Here is a 22,237-nt window from a genome sequence, read left to right as displayed (position 1 = left end):
CATTCCTCCCCTGCTGTTTCGTATCACTTGTTCTCTTCTACGGTATACGCATGTCTGTATTCCAGCGCGCCTGTAGCTGGAATCTGGGCAATCCCTTTTATATCCGGACGAATCAGGTTGCAGCTCTTCATCGTGTAGAGCGGTATGATATAGAACTTCTCTCCCACGGCAAGCTGCTCCGCCTCATGCATGAGCTGCGCTCTTTTTACCGGATCCATCTCCGTGTCAGACTGTTCCACCAGACGGTCGTATTCCTCGTCCCGGATCCCGCTGCAGTTATACGTACTGTTGGACAGGAGCATGGACAGGTACGTATACGGGTCTGCAAAATCGGCTGTCCAGTTCATCCTGCACAGGTCAAAGCGGCCTGCCCTGCGTTCCGTATAATTGACCTGCAGTTCCTGCGCATTCAGCTTGATGTCTATGTTCAGATTCTTCTTCAGCTGTTCCTGGATGACCTGGGCCGTATCCGAGTCCATTTCAAGGGTAGGGTAATGATATGTGAGTTCCGGAAATCCCTTTCCATCCGGGTATCCTGCTTCTGCAAGCAGCCGTCTCGCCTCCTCCACATTTTCTTCAAATGGCTTTTTGGCCCCGTCCACGAAGTATTCGCCTGTCTGCCTGTCCTTCATATACCTTGCGATAAAGTTTACCGTAGGTTCTGTGTCATCCCCGACAATCTTACAGAGTTCTTCCCGGTCAATGGCGAGATTTAACGCTTTACGCACCCGCACGTCGTCTAGCGGCTTCACGTTCAGATTCGGGTATATGTATCGCGTCGCTATCGTATCGGTAATATACAGATCGTCTGTTCCTTCATACAGCTCCATGACCGATGACTGCAGCCCCGTCGCCACATCCACCTCACCGGTCTCGTAGGCATTCGCCATAGACTGCTGGTCGGCGAAGAAGCGGTATGTAATCTTGTCCAGCTTTATCTCATCTGCATTCCAGTATTTTGTGTTTTTCTTCAGGACAAAATACTGTTCCGGCACATATTCATCCAGATAAAATGGACCGTTGGCAACGCTCGTCTCAGGATTCTTATCCCATCCGTCCGACGCGCCACGGGCATACGCGGAACAGGAAGGCGTATACACCGGCAGCCTGAGCAGATCCAGAAAATATACGCACGGCTTTTCAAGTGTAAATGTAAGTGTATAGTCATCCGGTGTATCTACGCCCAGACTTCCGGCATCCGTCTCTCCATTATATACCGCCTCGGCATTCTTGATTGGAAACAGATAGTTGGCATATCCGCTGCCGCTCTCAGGCTTCAGCGCCCTTACTATCGTATTGGAAAAGTCTTTGGATGTCACCGGCGTACCGTCGGACCAGACCGCTTCTTTGCGCAGATGGAATGTCCATACGGTTGATTCTTCATTTACCTCATAAGACTCCGCTGCCCTGTATTCCACCTCGCCATCTTCATCAAAGGTCAGAAGTTCATCCAGTGCCGAGACCGAATATGCCAGATACGTAAGCGCTATCATCCCCGCCGGATCAAGCCCCCCTGTCTCGCTGTTGATTGCTACGACTATCTCTTTTGTACTGTCTTTTACCTCTTTCTCCTGCTTCGTGCATCCTCCAAGCAGCAATATCCCGATGAGGGATATTGCCGTGAGGACGCTCACTGTTTTCTTCATGGCTGTTCTCCTTATATCTGTGATGTCATCCTGTAATCACTGCTTCTCTTTCCCGTATATTGTTCCGAGTAGAGGAAGCAGGCAACCTCCCGCCCGCCAAACCGGCAGCTCTTCGGCCTGTCCGTAAAGCAGCACTCTAACGCATAGCCACATCTTAGCGCAAACGGACACCCCTCTGTAGCGAGGGCTTCCGCCTTCTGCTCCTCCCTGCGCGGTATTCCCTTCTTCCTTCTTGCTTTTACCGGATCTGGAACGAGGACGGATGAGAGCAGCGCTTTCGTATACGGATGCCACGGGTCATTGTATACTTCTTTTGTACTGCCCGTCTCCACGATGCAGCCCGCATACATGACTCCTATCCTGCTGCTGATTCGTTTCACGACATTCAGGTCATGGGAGATGAACAGACATGTAATTTTGCGGCTGCTCTGAAGTTCCTCCAGAAATTCCAATATCTGTTCCTGTATGGGCAGATCCAGCGCCGATACCGGCTCATCGCACACGAGCAGTCCTGGTTCCAGGATAAGTGCACGGGCAATGCCGATCCTCTGCCGTTCTCCTCCGGAAAACGCACGCGGGTACTTCTGCGCGTCATCCGGATCCAGCCCTACGAGCTTCAGCATACTGTCTACCTTTTCTCTGCGTTCCTGCTCTGTGACGTCCATATTCAAGATGAGCGGCTCCTCCAGCATATCCCGCACCGTCATCCGCGGATTCAGGGAAGTGTACGGATTCTGAAAAACCATCTGGACACGCCGGTTCCCTTTCCCCGGCCGTACGGACAATGCTTCCCCCTCATATAGGACGGCGCCACGGGTAGGCGCTAAGATTCCTGTAACCATACGGGCCAGTGTGGATTTTCCGCAGCCGCTTTCCCCTACAAGCCCAAAGGTCTCGCCTTTCTGTATATGAAAGGTGACGTCCCGCACCACTTCTGCCGCAGCCTGCCTTCCGGGACCGCCGGTCCCGGTAAAGCATCTGCTCACATGGGACACTTCCAGAAGCTTCTTCTTACCTCCCCTGCAGGCAGACAGCTTCTGAAGTTCCTTTGCCCGTGCAAGAAGCGTCTTCGTGTACACATGCCGTGGGTTATAAAAGACATCTTCCACCGAGCCTTCTTCCGCCAATGTACCGTCGTGCATGACGAGGACTCTGTCACAGAGCGAGGCGATGACTCCGAGATCATGGCTCACAAAGAGAACGGCGGTACCCGTCTCCTGTACGATTCGCCGGAACAGCTCCAGCATCTGCTTCTGCACCGTCGCATCGAGCGCAGTCGTCGGCTCATCGGCGATGAGCAGTTCCGGCTCACAGGACAGGGCTATGGCTATTCCTACACGCTGGCACATGCCGCCGGACAGTTCAAACGGATACTTGCCCATCTGTGATTCACCGTCATGGACACCAGCCATATCCAATAGCTCTGCCGCCCGTTTTCTGGCATATGAACGGCTGCAGTGACTGTGCAAACGTATCGTCTCTGCAATCTGACGCCCAATCTTAACGGTCGGGTTCAGGCTCGTCTGAGGATTCTGGAACACCATGGCGATTTTATTTCCCCGGACAGCATCCATCTTCCGCTCATAATCTTTCCTGCTTTCTCCCGGCAGCGGCGGAGTGATGTCGGCATCCCCAATCCACATCCCCCCGCAGACGATCTCCGCGCGGTCCGGCAGCAGTCCAAGAACGGCCTGCATGGCCGTGCTCTTCCCAGATCCAGACTCTCCGACGATACCGACGATCTCACCGGGGGCTGCATCGAAGGACAGATGCCGTACTGCTTCCTGACCCTTCTGTCCGTCATGAAACTGTCCGTCATGAAACTGTACGTTCAGATCACGTATACGCAAAAGCCCCATCTTACCACCCTCCTCCTTCTGCCCGGCCGATGGACTTCTCAAGGCCCAAGCCTGTCAAATTGACCGAGAGAATCAGTATGCACAATACGAGCATCGGATATAACATCTGCGACGGCGCCACCTGAATCTGGCTCCTCGCTTCTTGTATGAGCGTCCCAAGGCTTGCTGCCGGCGCCGAGATGCCGACTCCTACAAAGCTCAGAAACGCTTCCGTGAACATCGCTTTCGGTATGAGCTGGGTAACGTTTACAATAATAGGACCCGCTGCATTGGGCAGGAGATGGATAAAGAGAAGCCTGCCGTTTCCCACACCAAGGAGGCGGGCAGCCGTACAGAAATCCTCTGATTTCAGCCGCATGATTTCCCCTCTTACAACGCGCGCCAGTCCCACCCATCCGCCGATGCAGATGCCGAGCAGAATACTGCCTATGCCCGCACCCATGACAAGCATAATCAAAATGACATAGAGGAGGGACGGTATCGCGTCGATGACATCCGCCGCGCGCATGAGCAGCATGTCCGCCTTTCCTCCCGCATAGCCGGCGGCGCTTCCGTACAGGATGCCTGCCATGCCGCAGATAAGGGCGCTGCCTATGCCGACTGCAAGGCTGATTCTTGTCCCGGCAAACACCCGCACGAAGATATCCCTGCCAAACTTATCCGTGCCAAAAAGGTGTGAAAAGGAGGACGGAGCGTTCCTTAATTCCGCATTCTGAGCCGTAACCGGGTAAGGGGACAATGCCGGTATGAGGACTGCAAGCAGCACCAGAACAGCCAGCAGGACGATACCAGAGACCAACATGGAATTCTTTCTCATATATATCTTCATCTGCATGTCCTCCTTATCCTCGGATCCAGCCACGCGCCGAGTATGTCCGTAATGATATTGATGCCGATGACGACGATACCCATAAATACCGTAAGTCCTAATATGAGCGTGTAATCCCGGTTCCCGATGGATGTGACGAACTCACGTCCAAGCCCCGGAATGGTAAATATGCTCTCAACGACAAAGCTGCCTGTCAGCAGAAAGGCGGCGGCAGGGCCGATATAATTAAGAATCGGCAGCCAGGCATTCTTCAATACATGTGTCAGAAGAATCCGCCGCCGCCCAAGTCCTTTCGCTCTTGCCAGCGCTACATAGCCCCGTCCCAATTCATCACCCAATGTATGATGAATCATTCTGGCAATTATTGAAGCCGGGTACAGTGCCAGGGAAACGACTGGAAGCACGTAGCTCGCCGCACCTGAGAGCCCGGCTATGGGAAGAAGCTTCAGTTTTACGCCAAACAGCAGGTCGAGCAGAAGTGCGACGGCGAAATTGGGAACGCCTGCGCCAAGCATGGTTCCCAGAAATATCCCGCCCTTAACCGCCTTCTTGTCCGTAACCGCCTGCCATATGCCTGCAGCCGTCCCAAGCGCGGCGGCAAGGAGTATGGCAAGAAAACCCAGGACGGCCGTCACCGGCCATGCCCGGCCGATCACTTCGGCCACAGATACACCTGGCTTTTTATAAGACATCCCGAAGTCGCCGTGGAGGAGGTTGCCGAGGTAGACCACATACTGCCCGGCCGCGGGCTTATCAAGACCATATTCTTTTTCCAGCGATGAAAGGACCTGCTCCGATACATTGCCGCTCTGGAACGGGCTCCCCGGCATTATCCTTGTAAGAAAGAAGGATACTGTAACGAGTACGAAAAGGGCGAGAAAACCGACCAGCATTCTCTTGAACATGTATCTTCCCATTTGGTTTCCTCCTCCCGTATGTTGTGCTTCTGCTTATCTTCCGCGGATTCCCAGATTGTCCAGTATGCATTCTGTCATGCTCTCAATCGATGCTTCTTTGGCCACGCTGATATCCATCCTGTACTTTTCGGCTTCTGCTGCCGTCTGTTCTCCGATACAGATTGCGCGTATCTTATGGTAATCAAGCCGTTCCATCGTATGTACAAAACCTTTGACCGTGGATGCGCTCGTAAATGTAACCGCATCAATTCCGCCTTGTTCAAACAGCGTTACAATCTTATCCTTTACCTGTTCATGCGTCTCATATACGGTCTCATAAAGCGGGATGTCATCCACATCAAGCCCTGCCTGGAGCAGAGGCGGGAGAAGCTCCTCCGACCCGTACAGCGCACGTGCGACTGTCACTTTGCTCCCAGGCTTTGCTTGCGCGGCGACGGCTTCTCCGAGACGTGCCGCGCAATACACATCCGGCACGACATCCGCCAATAAGCCGTAACCCTTAAGCTCCCTCTCTGTAGCAGAACCGATGGCACCGACCTTCACCTGCGCAGAACCGCAGAGTATATGCCTGATGTCCATCTTGAACTCTGCCAGCTGTTCAAAAAAGATACGGACGCCGGCCGGACTTGTAAAAAGCAGCCACTCCTGGGCAGCCCGGTTGCCAAACTGCTTTATCGCACGCTGCAGCGCGGTATTCGGGGATATTGCTCTTGTAGCTATAGAAGGGAGCTCTATAACCTGTGCACCGAGCGTCCTCAGCTTTCCGGCAAGAACAGAACTGCTCTGCCGGGGCCGGGTAACAAGTATCTGCCTCCCTCCAAGCGGGCGGTCTTCGGCCCAGTGGAAACGATCCGACAATGCACACACGTCCCCCACGATAATAACCGCGGGCGGCCTGATACCCGCCTTGCCGGCATCCTCTGCCAGGCGGTCCACGACAGATATGACACGGCGCTGTCCAAAGAGCGTTCCATTTTCAATCACCGCCGCCGGTGTGTCCCGGTCAAGCCCTGCATCCATCAGGCCGTTCAAGATTACCTCCATGGAGGTGATACCCATGAGAAAGACGAGCGTACCCTTCATCTTCACGAGGGAGGCATAGTCAATCGTGTCTGTACCTCCCTGCCTCGGATGTCCGGTTATAATATGGAGAGATGACGCATAGGTCCGGTGGGTGACCGGAATGCCCGCATAGGCTGGAACTGCGGTCGCCGATGTTATCCCGGGTACTATCTCAAACGGAATCCTGTGCTCCGCGAGAAGCTCCAGCTCTTCTCCTCCGCGCCCGAATACAAAGGGGTCCCCTCCTTTGAGGCGGAGCACCTTTCTGCCTTTCTGAGCTTCCTTAAGGAGAATCTCATTGATCTCATGCTGTGGCACGAGATGATGGCCTGAACGTTTGCCAACATTGACCACTTCTTTTCCCGGCGGTATAAGGCTCAGTATCTCCGCGCTGATCAATGCATCATAGACGATAATATCAGCAGCTTCTATCAGTTCCCTCGTCCTGACGGTAAGCAGACCCGCATCGCCTGGTCCTGCCCCCGCAAGCCATACCTTTCCTGTTCCGTCCATCCTGTCACCTCCGTCTCATCTCTTCTGCCAGCTCCAGACCAATCTGTCTCGCCTTCCTGGCTTCTCCTGTCTTTGTCTGCGTCCAGTACGTATCATCTCCGGCGTAATACAGGCCGGTGAGCTTAAGCTCTGTTCCCGCCATCTGCGCATGTGCCGCTATGGGGGACGTACATCCGCCGCCGAGCGCAGCCGTAAATTCACGTTCCGCCGCAGCCTCGGCACGGCTCTTTTCACATTCAAAAGAGGCCAGCCAGGAGTAGTCCCCGCCTTTCCTGCCCTGAACCGCCAGTATGCCCTGCCCGGCGGCAGGAACCACTTCCTCCACGCCGAATACTCTCCCGATTGCCGATTCCAGATGAAGCCGCCGGAGCCCGGCGGCCGCAAGCACAATCCCGTCAAACTCTTCCTCTTCAAGCCTGCGCAGCCTCGTCTGCACATTGCCCCGGATTCCCCTGAACATGCAGGAAGGATACAGACTTTTTAGCTGAAGCGACCTCCGTCTGCTGGATGTTCCGATGACGCCCCCTTCCCGTACTGAGGTATGCCCCGGCTTGTAGATGAGCACATCCCTTGGATCCTCCCTTTCACCGTAGGCGACGATGGGAAGGTCCTCCGGCACTTCCATGGGCATATCTTTCAGGCTGTGTACGCAGATATCGATGCTTCCTTCCAGAAGCGCTTTCTCCAGTTCCTTGACAAACAGCCCCTTGCCCCCTATCAGTTCCAGGCTCTGGTCCAGAATCTTGTCGCCCTTCGTCTTCATCGTCACGATCTTGGCCTCGGCTCCCGGAGTGTTTCTTTCCACCGCCTGCTTCACAATCTCTGCCTGCCTCACGGCCAGCCGGCTCTCCCGGCTCCCTATCCTTATTATAGAACGCATGATGCCTCATTTCCTTTCTCGAGAATGTCATAGACGGCGTCCATATCGAGGCTTTCCCTCATAATCTCCGCCAGCTTATCATACTGCTTATCCTTGTAAGCCGCAAAATCTTGCGCCTTCGCTGCATCCATATCAATCCCTTTTTCCTCTAGCAGAGAAGAAAGGAACGCGGAGGCCATCTCCTGCCGGTCGAACACGCCGTGTACATAGCAGCCATATACATTCCCACATACGGCGCCGTCCGCCTTCTGCGTGCCTGTCTTCTCATCTGTGAGATTCAGGAGAGGCTGTACCTCTTCGATTGCAGATGTAGTACCCATATGAATCTCATAACCTTCTGCCGGCATCCCGCTCATGCGGCTCAGACTGCCGCCTGTCTTGCAGACCTGTCCTTGTACCCTCGTCCTCGTCTTGCCCTGCTCAAATACCGTACGTACCGGCAGAAGCCCCATTCCCTTTACCGTGCCTTTTCGTTCTACGCCTGCCGGGTCGCAGATTTCCTGCCCGAGCATCTGGTAGCCGCCGCAGATTCCAAATACGGTCTTTCCTGCGGCTCCATGGCGTATGACCTTCGCCTCCAGCCCGCTCTGCCTCATCCAGAGCAGATCCTCTATCGTATTCTTGCTTCCCGGAAGAAGAACCGCGTCCGGAGTACCGAACTCTGCCGGGGAAGCGACATAGCGCACCGAAACCTCCTCCACACACTCCAGCGCCATAAAATCAGTATAATTTGAGATACGGGGAAAGCGGATGACGGCAATATCTATAAGCCCATCTGACCCCTTCTTCTGAAAACGTTCTGTCAGGCTGTCCTCCTCATCAATGTCCAGTTGGATATACGGCACCACGCCCCGCACCGGAACTCCGGTCTTTTCCTCCAGCATCCGAAGGCCCGGCAGAAGAATGTCCTTGTCTCCCCGGAACTTATTGATAATCATCCCTTTTATCCGCCGCTTTTCCTTCTCTTCCAGAAGTTCCATCGTACCGACAAGCTGTGCAAACACGCCTCCCCTGTCAATATCCCCCACAAGAAGTACAGGCGCGTCTACAAGCGCGGCCAGTCCCATGTTCACGATATCCCCGCTTTTCAGGTTGATTTCTGCAGGGCTCCCGGCCCCCTCTATGACGATGACATCATATGCGGCCGCCAGCTTGTTATATGCATCTAGTATACGTGGTATGAGCGCTTTCTTCCGGCGGTAATATTCTGCCGCCGTCATCACACCTGCCACCTCTCCGTTAACGATAACCTGGGACCCCTTATCGCTCGTCGGCTTCAGCAGGACAGGATTCATAAGGGCGGACGGTTCCACGCCGGCGGCCTCGGCCTGCATCGCCTGCGCCCTTCCCATCTCAAGCCCGTCTCTTGTGATATAAGAATTGAGTGCCATGTTCTGGGATTTAAATGGCGCTGTCTTCCGGCCGTCCTGAGCGAATATCCTGCACAGTCCGCCTGCCAGTATGCTCTTCCCTGCATTGGACATCGTGCCTTGTATCATAATGCATCTTGCCATGCTTTATCTCCTCCTTATCCCGCCTTGTGAAGCCTGCCCGCAGATATCCCGCAGCGCCTGCAGCAGTATGGTATTTTCATCGTGGGTCTTTACCGCGGCGCGGTAATATCCGTTCTGCAGCCCCTCGTAATTGGAGCAGTCCCGGATCAATATGTTCTTCTCCTTCAGAAGCGGGAACAGATCGTAACCACAGTACATCAGTATATAGTTCACTGCAGAAGGGTAATACGTGATTCCAATCTGCTCCAGCTCCTGCTCCACGCGTCTGCGCTCCAAAGCCACATATTCTCTCGTCATACGGACTCTCCCGGCGGAGGAGAGGGCGGCCAGCCCTGCCGCCTGCGCCGCCACGGACACGTTCCACGGCTGCGTGACACCTTCCATCCTCTCAAGAAGCTCTCTGTCGGCACTGATGCCGTATCCGAGCCGCAGCCCCGGCACTGCGTGCATCTTCGTAAATGCCCGGAGCAGCAGGACCCAGGGCTTATCAAGTATAGCCTCTACTGACAATATATCTTCCGGATGTTCCAGAAATTCATAAAAGCACTCGTCTATCACAACCCGGATGCCAAGTTCACCACATCTGTCCACGATGCGGTGGAGCAGCGGCATATCAGCTACCTGTCCGGTAGGATTGTCCGGCGTACAGAGGAATATCATGTCCACGTCCTCTGTCAGTTGATCTACATATCCTTCTGTCAGCCGGAAGCTGTCTTCCTCTCTCAGATAATGGTACGCCGTCTCGCAGCCGGCTGCTTTCAGTGCCTGGGCATATTCCGCGAAGGACGGGGCAGTGAGGAGCGCCTTCTGTGGCCGTTCGGCAAAGACGACAGAGAATATAAGTTCTGCCGCACCGTTCCCGAATATGAGCATGTCTTCCGGAATGCCATGTTTTCCAGCCAGTGCGCTCCTCAGCTTCCTGCACCTGCTGTCCGGGTATTCTCCGATATGCGCGGATGCCTTCCGCACTGCTTCCAGCACTTTATCATCCGGTCCGAAAGGGTTCACATTAACAGAAAAGTCAATCATGCCCTCATAAGTGTAGATGTCACCGCCGTGTAAATAATCCATCGTTTCCTCCTCTTTGCCGTCTGTATCGTCACAGCATCAGTATGACCATGGCTTTCACTGCCCCGAACAGCAGAAACGCAAGCAAAGCCGTACCATACATGAGCCTGCCGGCCCTTACAATATCCTCTGCCTCGACGGGCCTTATGTCATCACCGATGTATTCCTTCGTATACCGTCTGCCAAAGTACCACGCGTCCCCCGCAAGACGTATATCTAACGCCCCCGCGCACACCGCTTCTGTCTGTGCCGCGTTCGGGCTCGCATGCTTTCTTCTGTCCCGGCGGTATATCTTCCATGCCCCGGGACCGTCCATCCCAAGCAGGAATGCCGCCGCCGTCATCAACAGGGCCGACAGCCGGGCCGGGATATAGTTCAGCACATCATCCATCTTAGCGGCACATCTGCCCAGGCAGAGATATCTCTCATCTTTATATCCGACCATGGAGTCCATCGTGTTGACCGCCTTATAGAAAAAGCCAAGGGGAGCACCTCCAATCATCATATAGAACAGCGGGGCCGTCACCCCATCCGACGTGTTTTCGGCCACGGTCTCCACCGCGGCCTTTATGACTCCGGCCTCGTCGAGTCCAGCCGTGTCCCTGCCAACTATCATCGAGACAGCCTTCCTGGCACCGGGCAGGCTTCCTGCCGCCAGCTCCCTGTATACGTTCCCGCTCTCCCGGCTCAGCGACCTGGCGGCAAGAAGCTGGTAGCACCAGAAGCTCTCCAGCACATAACGTACTGCGGGATGGACGCTTTGCGCCCCGTACAGCAGCACCCACGGAACCGCTGTCGATATCGCGCCCACTACTGCCCACATCAGTACGCCGGCGGCCAGGAGCCAGCGGTCCCTGTCCCTGCACACCCTTCTGGAAAGCTGCTCCAGGCAGGAAATGAGGCGGCCGATGAGTCTTACCGGATGGTACAGCCATACCGGGTCTCCGAATATCAAGTCAAGTATAAATCCTGTCATGCAGGCCATCCATGTAATCATAACACCTCTGTCTCCGTGAATCCTTTCCTGCCATTTTTCCATTCCTCTGCATCCAGCGTCACGACATAGCCGCCGCCATTACCGGGCTGCCAGTCATAAAAACGACTCTGTCCGGGGGCATAACGGGACAGGACAGACATGACCGTGCCGCCGTGGGCAACTATGGCGGCGCAGCCGCACTTTTCCCTGATGAAGATGTCTGTCGCCTTATCAAATCCGCAGATGCAGCGGGATTTGAATGCCGTATGCCCCTCACCGCCAGGAAAGGGAAGCGTTCCCTGAGAGCCAAGCCAGTTACGGTATGCGGGCAGATCTTTCAGCTCTTCATAATTGCGGCCTTCAAACAGTCCGAAATCGCATTCCTTCAGTTCATCAAACCACAGCGGCTCCTTGTCAGGAAAGAGCAGCGCCGCCGTCTGTACGCAACGCTTCATAGGGCTCGCGGCTACACATTCCACAGCGCCTCTTGTTTCCAGGCAGCGGCGCACCTCACATACACGTGTTTCCAGACCTGCTTCAGCGAGCGCTTCGTCTGTACGCCCTATATAACGCCTCTCCCTGTTGCCCGGCGTCTCAAAGTGGCGGATCAATAGTATCTTCATAACAGCCTCCCTGCCAATACGGTACATGTAAGAATAGCGAGCTCACAGATCTGAAGGAAATAGCCGGCCAGATCTCCTGTAATGCCCCCAAACTGCCTGTAGCATACCGCTTTGTAGTAGCAAAAGCTCAATAGGCCCGCCGCTGCAGACGCAGCTCCCATCCTGACGTCCAGCCGAAGAGAAAGGGCGATAGACATTAGGAGCACGATTATCATCACGATACCGACGGTCTTTCTGCCGGCCCCGTCCTGAAACGTCCTGGCAAGCCCGGAATCTCTGGCGGCTTTGAACGTAACGACAGACAATCCGCTGAGCGCTCTGCTCGTCACATAGCCGCAGCCGATGACTGGAAGCATGTCTGCGGCCGCTTCGCTCCAGACCGCCACGCTCCACAAAAGATAGCAGCACAGGCCAAGGACGGCAAACGCGCCGGTGTGTGGATCCTTCAGTATCTCCAGCTTCTTTTCCCTGCCGCCATAGGAGCCCAGCGCATCCAGCGTGTCCATAAGGCCGTCTATGTGGATACCGCCCGTCACGAGGACAGGAAGCAGCGTCATTGCGGCTGCAAACAGAAGAGAACCTGCTCCCGCCCGCAGCAGAACTCGTCCTATGGCTATCTCGAGAATTCCGGTTACAACCCCTATTACCGGGAAAAAACACATCGCATACTTCATATTTTTCTCATTCCACTCTACCCGCGGCACGGGAATCTTAGAATACATAGATAATGCAATGAGGAGTGATTCAAATACATACATATCGGTTCCTTTATCTCAACATCTCGTATTGTTCTACATTGATTTCTTCAAAGGTGCTCATCCTGCGGTATACCTGCAGCCCCATCTCAAGCAGAGGAAGCACCGCCACTGCTCCGCTTCCTTCGCCAAGGTTCATGTCACACGTCAGGAACGGTGACATGCCAAGAGCATCCAAAAGCATCTGTCCCGCCGGTTCTTTCGACACGTGCGAGGGAAGCATATAATCCTTCGCGTCAGGAATGAGGCGAACCGCGCAGAGTGCCGCGACGGCAGAAATGAATCCGTCCACCACGACCGGCATATGCATCAGCGCGCCGCCGAGGTACACGCCAGCCAGACCTGCGATATCCAGCCCGCCTACTTTCGACAGCACGTCCAGAACATCCTCCTTATCCGGGCGGTGCAGGCGAACCGCCTGTCTGATTACCGTAATCTTTTGCTCCAGCCCTTCGCTGCTTAACCCGGCTCCTTTCCCGGTCACTTCTTCCACCGGTTTCTCCAGAAGCACGGATGCCACGGCGCTGCTCGTCGTCGTATTGCCGATGCCCATCTCCCCGGTAGCGGCAATATCATATCCTTCCGCTTTCAGCCGGGATACGATACGTATCCCGGTCAATATGGCCTGCCATGCCTGTTCCCGTGTCATGGCCGGTTCCTTCCGCATATTTTTCGTCCCGTATGCCACCTTATCTTCTGGCTTCGTTACGGAAGGCACGTCAGCCGCCATGCCGATATCGACCGGGAACAGGTCCGCCCCCGCCACTTCGCTCATAATCGCCACACTGGCGGCCTTCTTCGTAAAGTTATCCGCCACCACCGCCGTCACTTCCTGTCCGGTCTGTGTCACGCCCTCTTCTACCACTCCGTTGTCGGCACACATGATTATCAGCCCCTTTTTCTGCAGCGTGAATCCGGCATCACGCTTCATACCGGCAATCTTTATTATGGCATCTTCCAGCTTTCCAAGGCTGAGCAGCGGCTTCGCCACCGTCTGCCACCGCCTCCTGGCTATCTCCATGCTTTCCCGGTCCGCCGGCAAGATCATCTCCCGGAGCAGATCCGGCGTCATCTCTTCCGGCATCCGTATCGTCTGTTCCATATCATCGTTCCTTTCGTACCCACTCTGTGCAGCAATGTATAAACCGGTGTGCAAATGACGGGTTAGAGCAGTAATGTATGTGAGGAAACCCCGCGAACAGGTTCCCTTTTGTGTGCATGCATTCCCAAGCGCGCTGCCTGCCGGGCTTCACCGCCATGCAGCCGGTTCCGTTGTCCGTACTGTCAAAGTAGTGAAATTCATGTCCCCGAATCGTTTCTCCTGCTTTGAGTAACTTTCCCTCTCCCAGGACGGACAGCTCTATGTAGCCGAACCGTACGAGCCGGGGTGTCCAATACACCTTCCCATGAACCACGCCAGCCATCGGGTACGCAGTGCCGTCTGCGCCTTCCATCTCCTTGTGAAGATACATAAAGCCGCCGCACTCTGCCAGGCACGGAAGCCCGGCTTCCACCATGTGCCGGATATCCCGGCACATGGTCTCATTCTGCGAGAGTTCACCTGCGTAAAGTTCCGGATAGCCTCCTCCCAATATGAGTCCTGAGATTCCTTCCGGCAGCTTCGCATCATGCAGGGGACTGAACGGTACGAGCTCACAGCCCGAATCTTCCAGCAGCTCCAGGTTATCTTTATAGTAAAAGCAGAAGGCCTCATCTCTTGCCAGCGCGATTCTTACAGCCTGCCTCCCTGCGCCCTGCCGCCTTTCTTTATCCGGCTGTCCACCTGTACATCCTGCCTCCGCCATGCAGCCGGTCCTTTCCATGTCCTTACTGATTTCCAGCAGCAGATCCAAATCCACCGTCTCTTCCAGTATCTTTCCCGCCTCCTTGAACTGCCTGCGGATAAGTCCAGCCTCCTCGGGCAGGACGAGGCCGAGATGCCGGCTCTTCAGCCGGAACACGTCGTCTTCCGGCACGTATCCGACGACAGGTATCAAAAACCCTCTTTTCGAAAGCTCGCTTTCTATCATCTGCTTCATCCTTGGATACAGCATCTCTGATATGCGGTTCAACAGTATGCCGCGGATATTGCTCTCCTTTCGGAATGTAAGCGCTCCTAGTAACACAGAGCTGACGGACAGGGCCATCCCTTTGCACGGTACCGTCAGAATGACCGGAACGTCAAGGGTACGGGCCACATCATAGGAACTGGCCGTGTCGCTGTCAAGGGCCATGCCGTCATAGTATCCCATAACGCCTTCAATCACTGTCACATCCGCCTTCCCGGCATGGCGCAGGAACAGCTTTTTCAGTATATCCCTGTCCAGGAAGAACAGATCCAGATTCTCAGACTCTTCTCCGGTCACTTCCCGGTGGAACATCGTATCGATATAATCCGGCCCGCACTTGCATGCGGCCACCTTCAGCCCCCTCCCTGAGAGTGCGGACATAAGCCCGGACGATATGACCGTCTTCCCGCTTCCGCTTGACAGGGAAGCTATCATAAATCTTGGACTTACCATCACTTCTGCCCCTTTCCGTCCGATACGACATATACAGGATTCAGCGCGGTCATCATATGGTATGCACCAAGCTGTCTGGACCTGGATGCCGCAATCTGTACAATCTCAGGAGCGGACAGGAGGCCCGACCGCTCCGCTCCTATCACTTCGCCAATCGTCTCCAGAGAAGCCGCATTGATTACAATACGTACGTCCGGATTCCTATCCTTCACCGCTTTAAGAATCTCTGACAGGTTCCCCGAGCTTCCCCCGACAAACACGTGCGTGGGAGGTTCCAGATTCTGTAAACCGCCAGGGGCAGTACCTTCCACCACCTCGATATTATCACAGCCGAACTGCCTTTTATTCTCTTTCAGAATACGTATGGCTTCCGGATTCTTTTCAACCGCATACACCTTAATCTCTCCCGACCGGAGCGCCGCCTCTACAGATACAGAACCCGTCCCGGCCCCGATGTCATACAGCACCGCGTCCTGTGTAAGGCCGAGCTTCGCCAGGCTCACTGCACGGATTTCAGCTTTCGTCATCGGCACGCCGCCTCGGATGAACTCCTCGTCTTCTATGTGCGCGGCCACCCTTTTATCGGGCGAAGGATTACGGACAAATGCCACATCAAGCCCTGCGCAGTCCTCCGGCATGAGTTCACTTCCGCGCCGGCATATGATGGTTTCATCTTCATAGGAAAGCCGTCGTCCGATATGGAATTCCACATCTGCGAGTCCAAAGTATCTTATCTTTTCACACAGCTCCCGCGCACGTGCCTCCCCACCCAGAAGCAGGAAGATCTTTTCGTTGTGAGCTATCGCATATATGTAGTTCTGCCGCCGGCCATGAACGCTCATAAGCGCTGCATCCTCCCAGCTTACTCGCAGCCTGGAGGCAAGAAAGGCAACCGATGATATCCCCGGTATGAGTTCTACCTTGTATTCCTCCAGCTCTCCTGCCAGCGCTTTTGCCCCACTGTAAAATCCACAATCTCCCGACAGCGCTACCACGATATGTCCATATCCACCGTGTTCTCTGATAATCTCTTTGATTTCTTCTGCTTTATAAGCATCATACGCCGGCTTTCCAAAGTGGGAAAGGCTTTCCGTCATACGGGCCGCCCCGATGATACAGTCGCAGCTTTCAAGCGCCTCGCGGGCCTCTGCGGTCAGGGTCGCCCCGGTTCCCATCCCGATGCCCGTCAGGCTGATTCTCTGTCTCTTTTCCTCATACATTACGATACCCTCTCGGTGTCACCATGCTGCCATCTATCTGTTTTGTCTGCTCATTGCCGATGAATACGGTCGTGAACATATCGACTTCCGTCTGTTTCAGCGCTTCCAGGGACAGCACCTGGCTGGACTCTCCCTCCCGTCCTATATTGCGCACAATTCCGCAGACAGTGTCCTTTCTTTTATATTCCAGCAGCAGTACGCATGCCTTGTGCAGATAGTCTTTGCGCTTTCTGCTGGACGGGTTGTACAGGCAGATGACAAAGTCTGCCGCAGCTGCCGCCCGAAGCCTTGCCTCTATCTTCTCCCACGGGGTAAGCAGGTCACTTAAGCTGATGACCGCAAAGTCATGCATGAGCGGTGCGCCAAGTACTGCCGCCCCTCCTGTGGCAGCCGTGATGCCGGGCACCACTTTGATTCTCACATCCGGATATGCCTCCTTTATCTCATACATGAGGCCGGCCATCCCGTACACGCCTGCATCGCCGCTGCACACAAGGCACACGTCCCGGCCCTTCTGAGCTTCTTCAAATGCCATCCTGCACCGCTGTGCTTCCTGCGTCATAGGAGTGGTAAGAAATGTCTTGTCCGCATATCGGTCTTTTATCAGATCAATATAGACCGTATAGCCCGCGATAACGCTGCACTGCTCAAGCGCCGCTTCCGCCTCGCGTGTCATCTGGCCTCTGTCCCCCGGGCCTATTCCTACTACATATACGCTATTCATGGCCCTGCCCTCCATCTGAAGCCCTGCGGAATCCGGTGGAAAAGGATGGGTTATATAATTCGGACCGCTCGTATCTCCCGTCCAGCACACTGCCCGCGACGATAAGCGCAGTCTTCTTGATTCCTTCCTTTTCGGCTGTCTCGGCCAGCGTCTCCACCGTACAGCGGCACACCTTCTCGTCAGGCCAGGAAGCCTTATAGACGATGGCGGCGGGGGTATCCTTCTCATATCCGCCCGCCAGCAGCTCCTCCTGAAGCCGGGGAAGCATACCGGTGCTCAAAAAGATGACCATCGTAGCTTTGTGGGCCGCAAAGCTGCGTATCGATTCCTGTTCCGGCACCGGCGTCCTGCCTGCCATCCTTGTGATGACGACAGACTGGGAGACGCCGGGAAGCGTATATTCTGCCTCAAGGGCTGAAGCAGCGCCACAAAATGAACTTACACCCGGACACACTTCGTACGGTATCCCTTCTTCCGCCAGGGCGTCCATCTGTTCTTTCACTGCTCCGTACAGGCACGGATCTCCCGTGTGAAGACGCACCACATTCTTTCCTGCACGCACACCCTGTATGAGCACCCCGAGCACCTCCTCTAAAGTCATGCATGCACTGTTGTATACTTCACATGAATCCTTTCTTACATCCAGAAGCGCAGGGTTCACGAGAGAACCTGCATATACGATAATGTCAGCTTCCTTAAGAAATTTTTGCCCTCGGACCGTTATGAGGTCCTCTGCTCCCGGTCCTGCTCCAACAAATACAACCATCAGCCTCACTCCTTAATAATCATCAATGAATAGTATCCGGCATCATCCGGTATATCCTCGGCTCTTTCGTATACCCGCTCGTCTGGCATGCCGCAGTTCTCCACCATGTGTATCTCCATCTTCCTTGCCATCACAGCCTGCTTCACATCGGGCATCTTCGCACCCGCTTTCATAATCACCTTCGTCCCCTTAAGGCCAAGGCTATCTTCAACGCCATAAGAGGCCGGTATGATATGAATCTCTTCCCTGTTCTCTGCGAGACTCATGTTCATCCTGGCCGCGGCCGCGCAAAAGGAAGGTATGCCCGGAACGAGACATGTCCTTATCCCTTTTTCTGCCAGCCTCTTGTGCACATACATGCATGTAGAGTATATGGTTGGATCCCCAAGCGTTATGAATGCGACATTTATTCCCTTTCGTATAATCTGCTCTGCTGCATCGGCACATTCATCGTGAATCTGTCTGAGCTTTTCTTTCTCCTTGATCATAGGCATGGGAAGGAAAAGCTTCTTTTTCTTTTCCAGTTCCGGTATGACTGGAAGCACAATCTGATACGCCGCACATCGTTGCAGATACCTGCTGAGCTCTTCTGCCTTCCCTCCTCTGTCATACACCGGTTTCCGGAATGCCTTGTCCGATACCGCCAGGGCCACTACGTCACATTCCCGTATGATCCTGACTGCCTGTAACGTCAGAAGCTCCGGGTCTCCCGGCCCTGCTCCAACTCCATAAAATGTTCCTTCCATCTACATCGTCCCTTTCCGTATCTGATCCAGTATCTTGGAAGCAGACGGTGTGCTTCCAAGAATTCCTACTTCCATAGAAAACACGACCGCACCGACTGCCAGCATCTTTCCTGCACGCTGCCGGATATGATAGTCGATCCGGTCCATGACCGTCTGCATGACGGGTCCCAGTAATCCGCCGCACTTCAGGATATCCACTGCCTCGGCTGTCGTCACGCATTCCATCAGCTTCTGCACCGTATCCCGGTCTGCACCGGCGAGAGCCGCATGGGCGGCAAATACTTCCATCCGGCAGTCTGCCTGTCTTGAATGGGTATTCATCACCCCTGCCGCCAGCTTGACAAGCTTTCCGATGTGTCCGACGAACAGCAGCCCTTTCATACCGATACGAACCGCATCGTCAATCGTCTCCCCGATATAATTGCTGCACTTCACCGCTAGGCTGCCGTCATACCCGAGCGTCCCTGTCAGGAAATCGCTGCCATAGTTGCCCGGGACGGCACAGCACCACGCATGCCCGTTTTCTTTCAGCACCTTCATCTCCAGATATATCGTATCGGTAAGCGCTTTCTCACTCATCGGTTCCACGATGCCGCTCGTCCCGAGTACGGAGATTCCTCCCTTGATTCCGAGACGGGGATTGAATGTCTTTTCAGCCAGTTCCTCCCCGTCCGGGACAGAGATAACGACAGCGATGCCGTCTTTACAGCCGAATTTTCTTCTCTGCTCTTCCACTGCCTCTATGATCATGCGGCGCGGCACCTTGTTGATAGCCGCGGCGCCTATGGGCTGCTCCAGCCCGTTCTTCGTAATCCTGCCGATCCCCGTCCCGCCCTCCAGGCTGACTGCATCCCCTTTGCATCTTGACACTCTGGCATAGACAAGTACGCCGTCCGTCACATCCGGATCATCCCCGCTGTCCTTGCGCACGGCACAACTGGCATAACCCCTGCCGGTCTCGATACATTCCACGTCCAGATAGAGCCTGACACCCTTTGGGGTCAGCAGGGATACGTGAGGTACCGGTTCTTTGGACAGCAGCATGCAGACAGCCGCCTTGGCCGCTGCTGCCGCACAGCTTCCGGTCGTATAGCCGGTACGCATCCTCTTCTGGTTCTTCCATACTATCTGTCTGTTCCTGCCGTCCCGGCTGTCTCCTTCCATCTGTATGCTCCTTTCTCCATAACAGGCAGCTACATCACCATCTCGATATGTTCTACAAAGATATTGCGGATACCTTTCATCTCTCCAAGGCCCTTTATAAGCGGCTTCACCTCATACCCTGCAGCTTCAAGCTCTGCTTTCCACGAGTCTTCTTCTCCTGCCATATCATGTTTGGCATGGTCTCCTGCCACGAGCATGAACGGCATAAGCGTTACCCTTTCCGCCCCTGCAATCTCCAGCTTCGCCATCACGTTCCTCAAATCCGGAAAGCCTTCCACCGTGCCTACAAGCACCTGGCTGTATCCAAGGGAGTGGAACGTATATTCAAGCGTCGGATAGGCCGCATTTGCATGATGGGCTGTTCCGTGTCCCATCAGCACCAAGGCCTCGCCCGGCTCAAGCCTTACCTCTGCCATCACTGCGTGTATTGCCTTTTTATAATCGTCCACGCTCGTCAGCAGCGGTTTCCCGACTCTGATCTTCTTAAACCGGTCCGTGTATTCTATCAGGTCATTCATCATCTTGTCATTTTCAATGCCATTTATGATATGTGTCGGCTGGACGATAATTTGTTCCATCCCGTCCGTGGCCATCTGCTCCATGGCTTCTTTTACGCTATGAAATTGCAGCCCTTTCGTCCGGCTCAGCTTCCTTAAAACCATTCCACTTGTGAACGCACGGTAAATCCTGCATTCAGGAAATGCCTCTTCTATGTGCAGTTCAATCCGCTCTATGCTTTTTTCCAATGCATCCATATGGCTTGTTCCGAAGCTCACAACGAGTATTGCCTTTTTCTTCTTTCCTTCCATCATCTGCCCTCCGATATATTGTTCCAGCTGACCAAAGCTCACAGGCGGCCTGAGACCTTCCTCCAGAATGCCTTTTTCTACCAGACTCCTGAAAAGCTTCAGCACCGCAGGCTCCTCCTGGTTCGTCATAGCCAGCGCCTCGCGGCTCCCGCACACGGTCAATGGATCCGCCTGAAGCAGCACCTTTCCCTCATGCATGAGCACAATCTCATCCGCCCACTCCAGAGCGTAATTGATATCATGTGTCGCCATCAAGACCGTAATGCCCTCTTCGGCAAGCTTATCCACTATCTGATTCACTATCTTCGTATGTTTCGCATCAAGGGCGGAGGCCGGCTCATCCAGGATGATGACATCCGGATGCATGACAAGGACATCTGCAATCGTAACCTGCTTCTTCTGTCCTCCGCTCAGAATGTGTGCCGGGCGTTCCCGGAACGGTGTTATCTCCAGATGGTCCATCACCCGTTCTATCTCTCTCCTTATCTCATCCTCGGGTATCCCGAGATTCATCGGTCCAAAAGAGATCTCCTGATAGACGCTTGCCGATAGCAGCTGGTTATCCGGATCCTGGAATACAATGCCGATTCTGCGCCGGACAGCCATCAGCCCCTTTCTGGAATAGTCAATTGGTTCTCCGGCAATGAGCACCGTTCCGCTGTCCGGCCTGTATATGCCGTTGCAGCACATAAAAACGTAGATTTACCCGAACCGTTGGCTCCCATAAAGGCAACCTTTTTCCCTCTTCCGATCTTCAGGCTGACACCGTTCAGTGACTGCTGTCCGCCTTCCTCATAAGAATAATGGACATCTCTCGCTTCTATTATAATATCTTCCAGTACCTGTTCTGGTTCTGCAATCATGCCACTCTCCTCCATACTGTATATGCTAACAATACGAGCTCATATAAGAGAATGAGCGTAATCTCTGAAGGCTTGGCCGGTTGCTGTTCCTCCAGCACACGTATCCTGCCATCATAGCACCTAGACTCCATGGCATCATATAAATAACCAGAACGCTTGAATGCTATCATTAAAAGTCCGGCCCCCATGCTCCCAAAGGATCTTAACGCTGTCTTAAAATCCTTATTTCCAAGCCTTGCCTTCTGTGACACAAGCATGACCGATGCTGCCTCCATCAGCACGAAAATATACCGGTAGACCAGCAGCATCAGCTCTAAGATGATCTTCGGGCAGTGAAGCCTGTCCAGTACCCACATAATATCTGTCATCGTCGTGTTAAGTGACAGAAAATATAGGCAGGATACCGCTGCCATCGCCGTAAAGATAAGCCGCACCCCAAACAAGACTGATGCTTTGCTGCCTGTGATAAAAAAGGCTCCCACCGGTAGTGCATAGGCATCCAGTGGGACTTTGGAGATATTCACGATGATGGCAAGCGTGCTCATAACAAGAAACGCAAACGGCACTGCCATAAGTCTTATATACGTGCGCAGCGGGATGCCTCCTTTTCCTACGGTCACGGTGCTGTTGACCAGAAGCACGGCCAGGGAAAGCATACATGAACGGCAGACAATGCAGAACAATAGTGTCAGCATGGAAAATGTAAACTTTTCGCCGGCGTTGACATATCTGAGCTTTGACCGATAGCAAAGCTTATCTACAACAATCATCTACACGCTTC

General features: G+C 54.2%; 20 protein-coding genes and 1 pseudogene. All 21 read right to left on the bottom strand.

Features of this window, described 5'->3' with window-relative positions; genetic code table 11:
• Nucleotides 1-23: 23 nt before the first annotated feature.
• Nucleotides 24-1,646, bottom strand: a complete 1,623-nt coding sequence (locus tag HMPREF0980_RS00960) for a peptide ABC transporter substrate-binding protein (RefSeq protein WP_049727296.1) — start codon at nucleotides 1,644-1,646, stop codon at nucleotides 24-26.
• Nucleotides 1,647-1,657: 11 nt separating this feature from the next.
• A complete protein-coding gene (locus tag HMPREF0980_RS00955; RefSeq protein WP_049727295.1) occupies nucleotides 1,658-3,505 on the bottom strand; it encodes an ABC transporter ATP-binding protein in 1,848 nt (615 codons plus the stop codon).
• A gap of 1 nt (nucleotide 3,506) precedes the next feature.
• Nucleotides 3,507-4,334, bottom strand: coding sequence for an ABC transporter permease (locus tag HMPREF0980_RS00950; protein ID WP_242847315.1), 828 nt, complete (start codon nucleotides 4,332-4,334; stop codon nucleotides 3,507-3,509).
• Complete coding sequence (locus tag HMPREF0980_RS00945; protein ID WP_049727293.1) at nucleotides 4,331-5,251, bottom strand: ABC transporter permease; 921 nt, start codon at nucleotides 5,249-5,251, stop codon at nucleotides 4,331-4,333. The genes HMPREF0980_RS00950 and HMPREF0980_RS00945 overlap by 4 nt, the downstream gene beginning before the upstream one ends.
• 33 nt (nucleotides 5,252-5,284) lie before the next feature.
• Nucleotides 5,285-6,826 (bottom strand): uroporphyrinogen-III C-methyltransferase, encoded by a 1,542-nt coding sequence (gene cobA / locus HMPREF0980_RS00940; protein WP_049727292.1) that lies wholly within the window; start codon nucleotides 6,824-6,826, stop codon nucleotides 5,285-5,287.
• 4 nt (nucleotides 6,827-6,830) lie between these two features.
• Entirely contained in the window at nucleotides 6,831-7,706 is an 876-nt protein-coding gene (gene hemC / locus HMPREF0980_RS00935; RefSeq protein ID WP_049727291.1) for a hydroxymethylbilane synthase, read from the bottom strand.
• Nucleotides 7,694-9,220: a cobyric acid synthase gene (locus tag HMPREF0980_RS00930; RefSeq protein ID WP_049727290.1), complete on the bottom strand. Its 1,527-nt coding sequence runs from the start codon at nucleotides 9,218-9,220 to the stop codon at nucleotides 7,694-7,696. The genes hemC and HMPREF0980_RS00930 overlap by 13 nt, the downstream gene beginning before the upstream one ends.
• A 3-nt stretch (nucleotides 9,221-9,223) precedes the next feature.
• Nucleotides 9,224-10,291 carry a pyridoxal phosphate-dependent aminotransferase gene (locus HMPREF0980_RS00925; protein ID WP_049727289.1) on the bottom strand — a complete coding sequence of 356 codons (1,068 nt, stop codon included), beginning with the start codon at nucleotides 10,289-10,291 and terminating at the stop codon, nucleotides 9,224-9,226.
• A gap of 28 nt (nucleotides 10,292-10,319) precedes the next feature.
• The gene (gene cbiB, locus HMPREF0980_RS00920; RefSeq protein WP_049727288.1) at nucleotides 10,320-11,285 is read right to left on the bottom strand and encodes an adenosylcobinamide-phosphate synthase CbiB; all 966 of its coding nucleotides are present in this window, start codon (nucleotides 11,283-11,285) and stop codon (nucleotides 10,320-10,322) included.
• Nucleotides 11,282-11,887, bottom strand: coding sequence for a histidine phosphatase family protein (locus HMPREF0980_RS00915; protein ID WP_049727287.1), 606 nt, complete (start codon nucleotides 11,885-11,887; stop codon nucleotides 11,282-11,284). Before HMPREF0980_RS00915 ends, cbiB begins: the two co-directional genes overlap by 4 nt.
• The gene (locus tag HMPREF0980_RS00910; protein ID WP_049727286.1) at nucleotides 11,884-12,645 is read right to left on the bottom strand and encodes an adenosylcobinamide-GDP ribazoletransferase; all 762 of its coding nucleotides are present in this window, start codon (nucleotides 12,643-12,645) and stop codon (nucleotides 11,884-11,886) included. Before HMPREF0980_RS00910 ends, HMPREF0980_RS00915 begins: the two co-directional genes overlap by 4 nt.
• A 10-nt stretch (nucleotides 12,646-12,655) precedes the next feature.
• Entirely contained in the window at nucleotides 12,656-13,744 is a 1,089-nt protein-coding gene (gene cobT / locus HMPREF0980_RS00905; protein WP_242847314.1) for a nicotinate-nucleotide--dimethylbenzimidazole phosphoribosyltransferase, read from the bottom strand.
• Nucleotide 13,745: 1 nt separating this feature from the next.
• The gene (locus HMPREF0980_RS00900) at nucleotides 13,746-15,164 is read right to left on the bottom strand and encodes a cobyrinic acid a,c-diamide synthase CobB (RefSeq protein WP_049727285.1); all 1,419 of its coding nucleotides are present in this window, start codon (nucleotides 15,162-15,164) and stop codon (nucleotides 13,746-13,748) included.
• Nucleotides 15,164-16,384 carry a bifunctional cobalt-precorrin-7 (C(5))-methyltransferase/cobalt-precorrin-6B (C(15))-methyltransferase gene (locus tag HMPREF0980_RS00895; protein ID WP_049727284.1) on the bottom strand — a complete coding sequence of 407 codons (1,221 nt, stop codon included), beginning with the start codon at nucleotides 16,382-16,384 and terminating at the stop codon, nucleotides 15,164-15,166. The genes HMPREF0980_RS00900 and HMPREF0980_RS00895 overlap by 1 nt, the downstream gene beginning before the upstream one ends.
• Entirely contained in the window at nucleotides 16,377-17,108 is a 732-nt protein-coding gene (gene cobJ / locus HMPREF0980_RS00890) for a precorrin-3B C(17)-methyltransferase (RefSeq protein WP_049727283.1), read from the bottom strand. Before cobJ ends, HMPREF0980_RS00895 begins: the two co-directional genes overlap by 8 nt.
• A complete protein-coding gene (gene cobM, locus HMPREF0980_RS00885; RefSeq protein WP_049727282.1) occupies nucleotides 17,101-17,874 on the bottom strand; it encodes a precorrin-4 C(11)-methyltransferase in 774 nt (257 codons plus the stop codon). Before cobM ends, cobJ begins: the two co-directional genes overlap by 8 nt.
• A 5-nt stretch (nucleotides 17,875-17,879) precedes the next feature.
• Nucleotides 17,880-18,620 carry a precorrin-2 C(20)-methyltransferase gene (cobI, locus tag HMPREF0980_RS00880; RefSeq protein ID WP_049727281.1) on the bottom strand — a complete coding sequence of 247 codons (741 nt, stop codon included), beginning with the start codon at nucleotides 18,618-18,620 and terminating at the stop codon, nucleotides 17,880-17,882.
• Nucleotides 18,621-19,784, bottom strand: coding sequence for a cobalt-precorrin-5B (C(1))-methyltransferase CbiD (gene cbiD, locus HMPREF0980_RS00875; protein ID WP_049727280.1), 1,164 nt, complete (start codon nucleotides 19,782-19,784; stop codon nucleotides 18,621-18,623). It lies immediately after the preceding gene.
• A 29-nt stretch (nucleotides 19,785-19,813) separates the two neighbouring features.
• The gene (locus tag HMPREF0980_RS00870; protein WP_334291724.1) at nucleotides 19,814-20,539 is read right to left on the bottom strand and encodes a sirohydrochlorin cobaltochelatase; all 726 of its coding nucleotides are present in this window, start codon (nucleotides 20,537-20,539) and stop codon (nucleotides 19,814-19,816) included.
• A gap of 444 nt (nucleotides 20,540-20,983) precedes the next feature.
• A pseudogene (locus HMPREF0980_RS19330) lies at nucleotides 20,984-21,318 on the bottom strand (ATP-binding cassette domain-containing protein); the annotation flags it as partial.
• Between the two features lie 134 nt (nucleotides 21,319-21,452).
• Nucleotides 21,453-22,226: a cobalt ECF transporter T component CbiQ gene (cbiQ, locus tag HMPREF0980_RS00860; RefSeq protein ID WP_049727279.1), complete on the bottom strand. Its 774-nt coding sequence runs from the start codon at nucleotides 22,224-22,226 to the stop codon at nucleotides 21,453-21,455.
• Nucleotides 22,227-22,237: the final 11 nt, after the last annotated feature.

Origin of the sequence: Dorea sp. D27 (genome assembly GCF_001185345.1) — a bacterium.
Classification (GTDB): Bacteria; Bacillota; Clostridia; order Lachnospirales; family Lachnospiraceae; genus Extibacter.
This window is presented reverse-complemented; position numbering and strand designations above follow the sequence as displayed.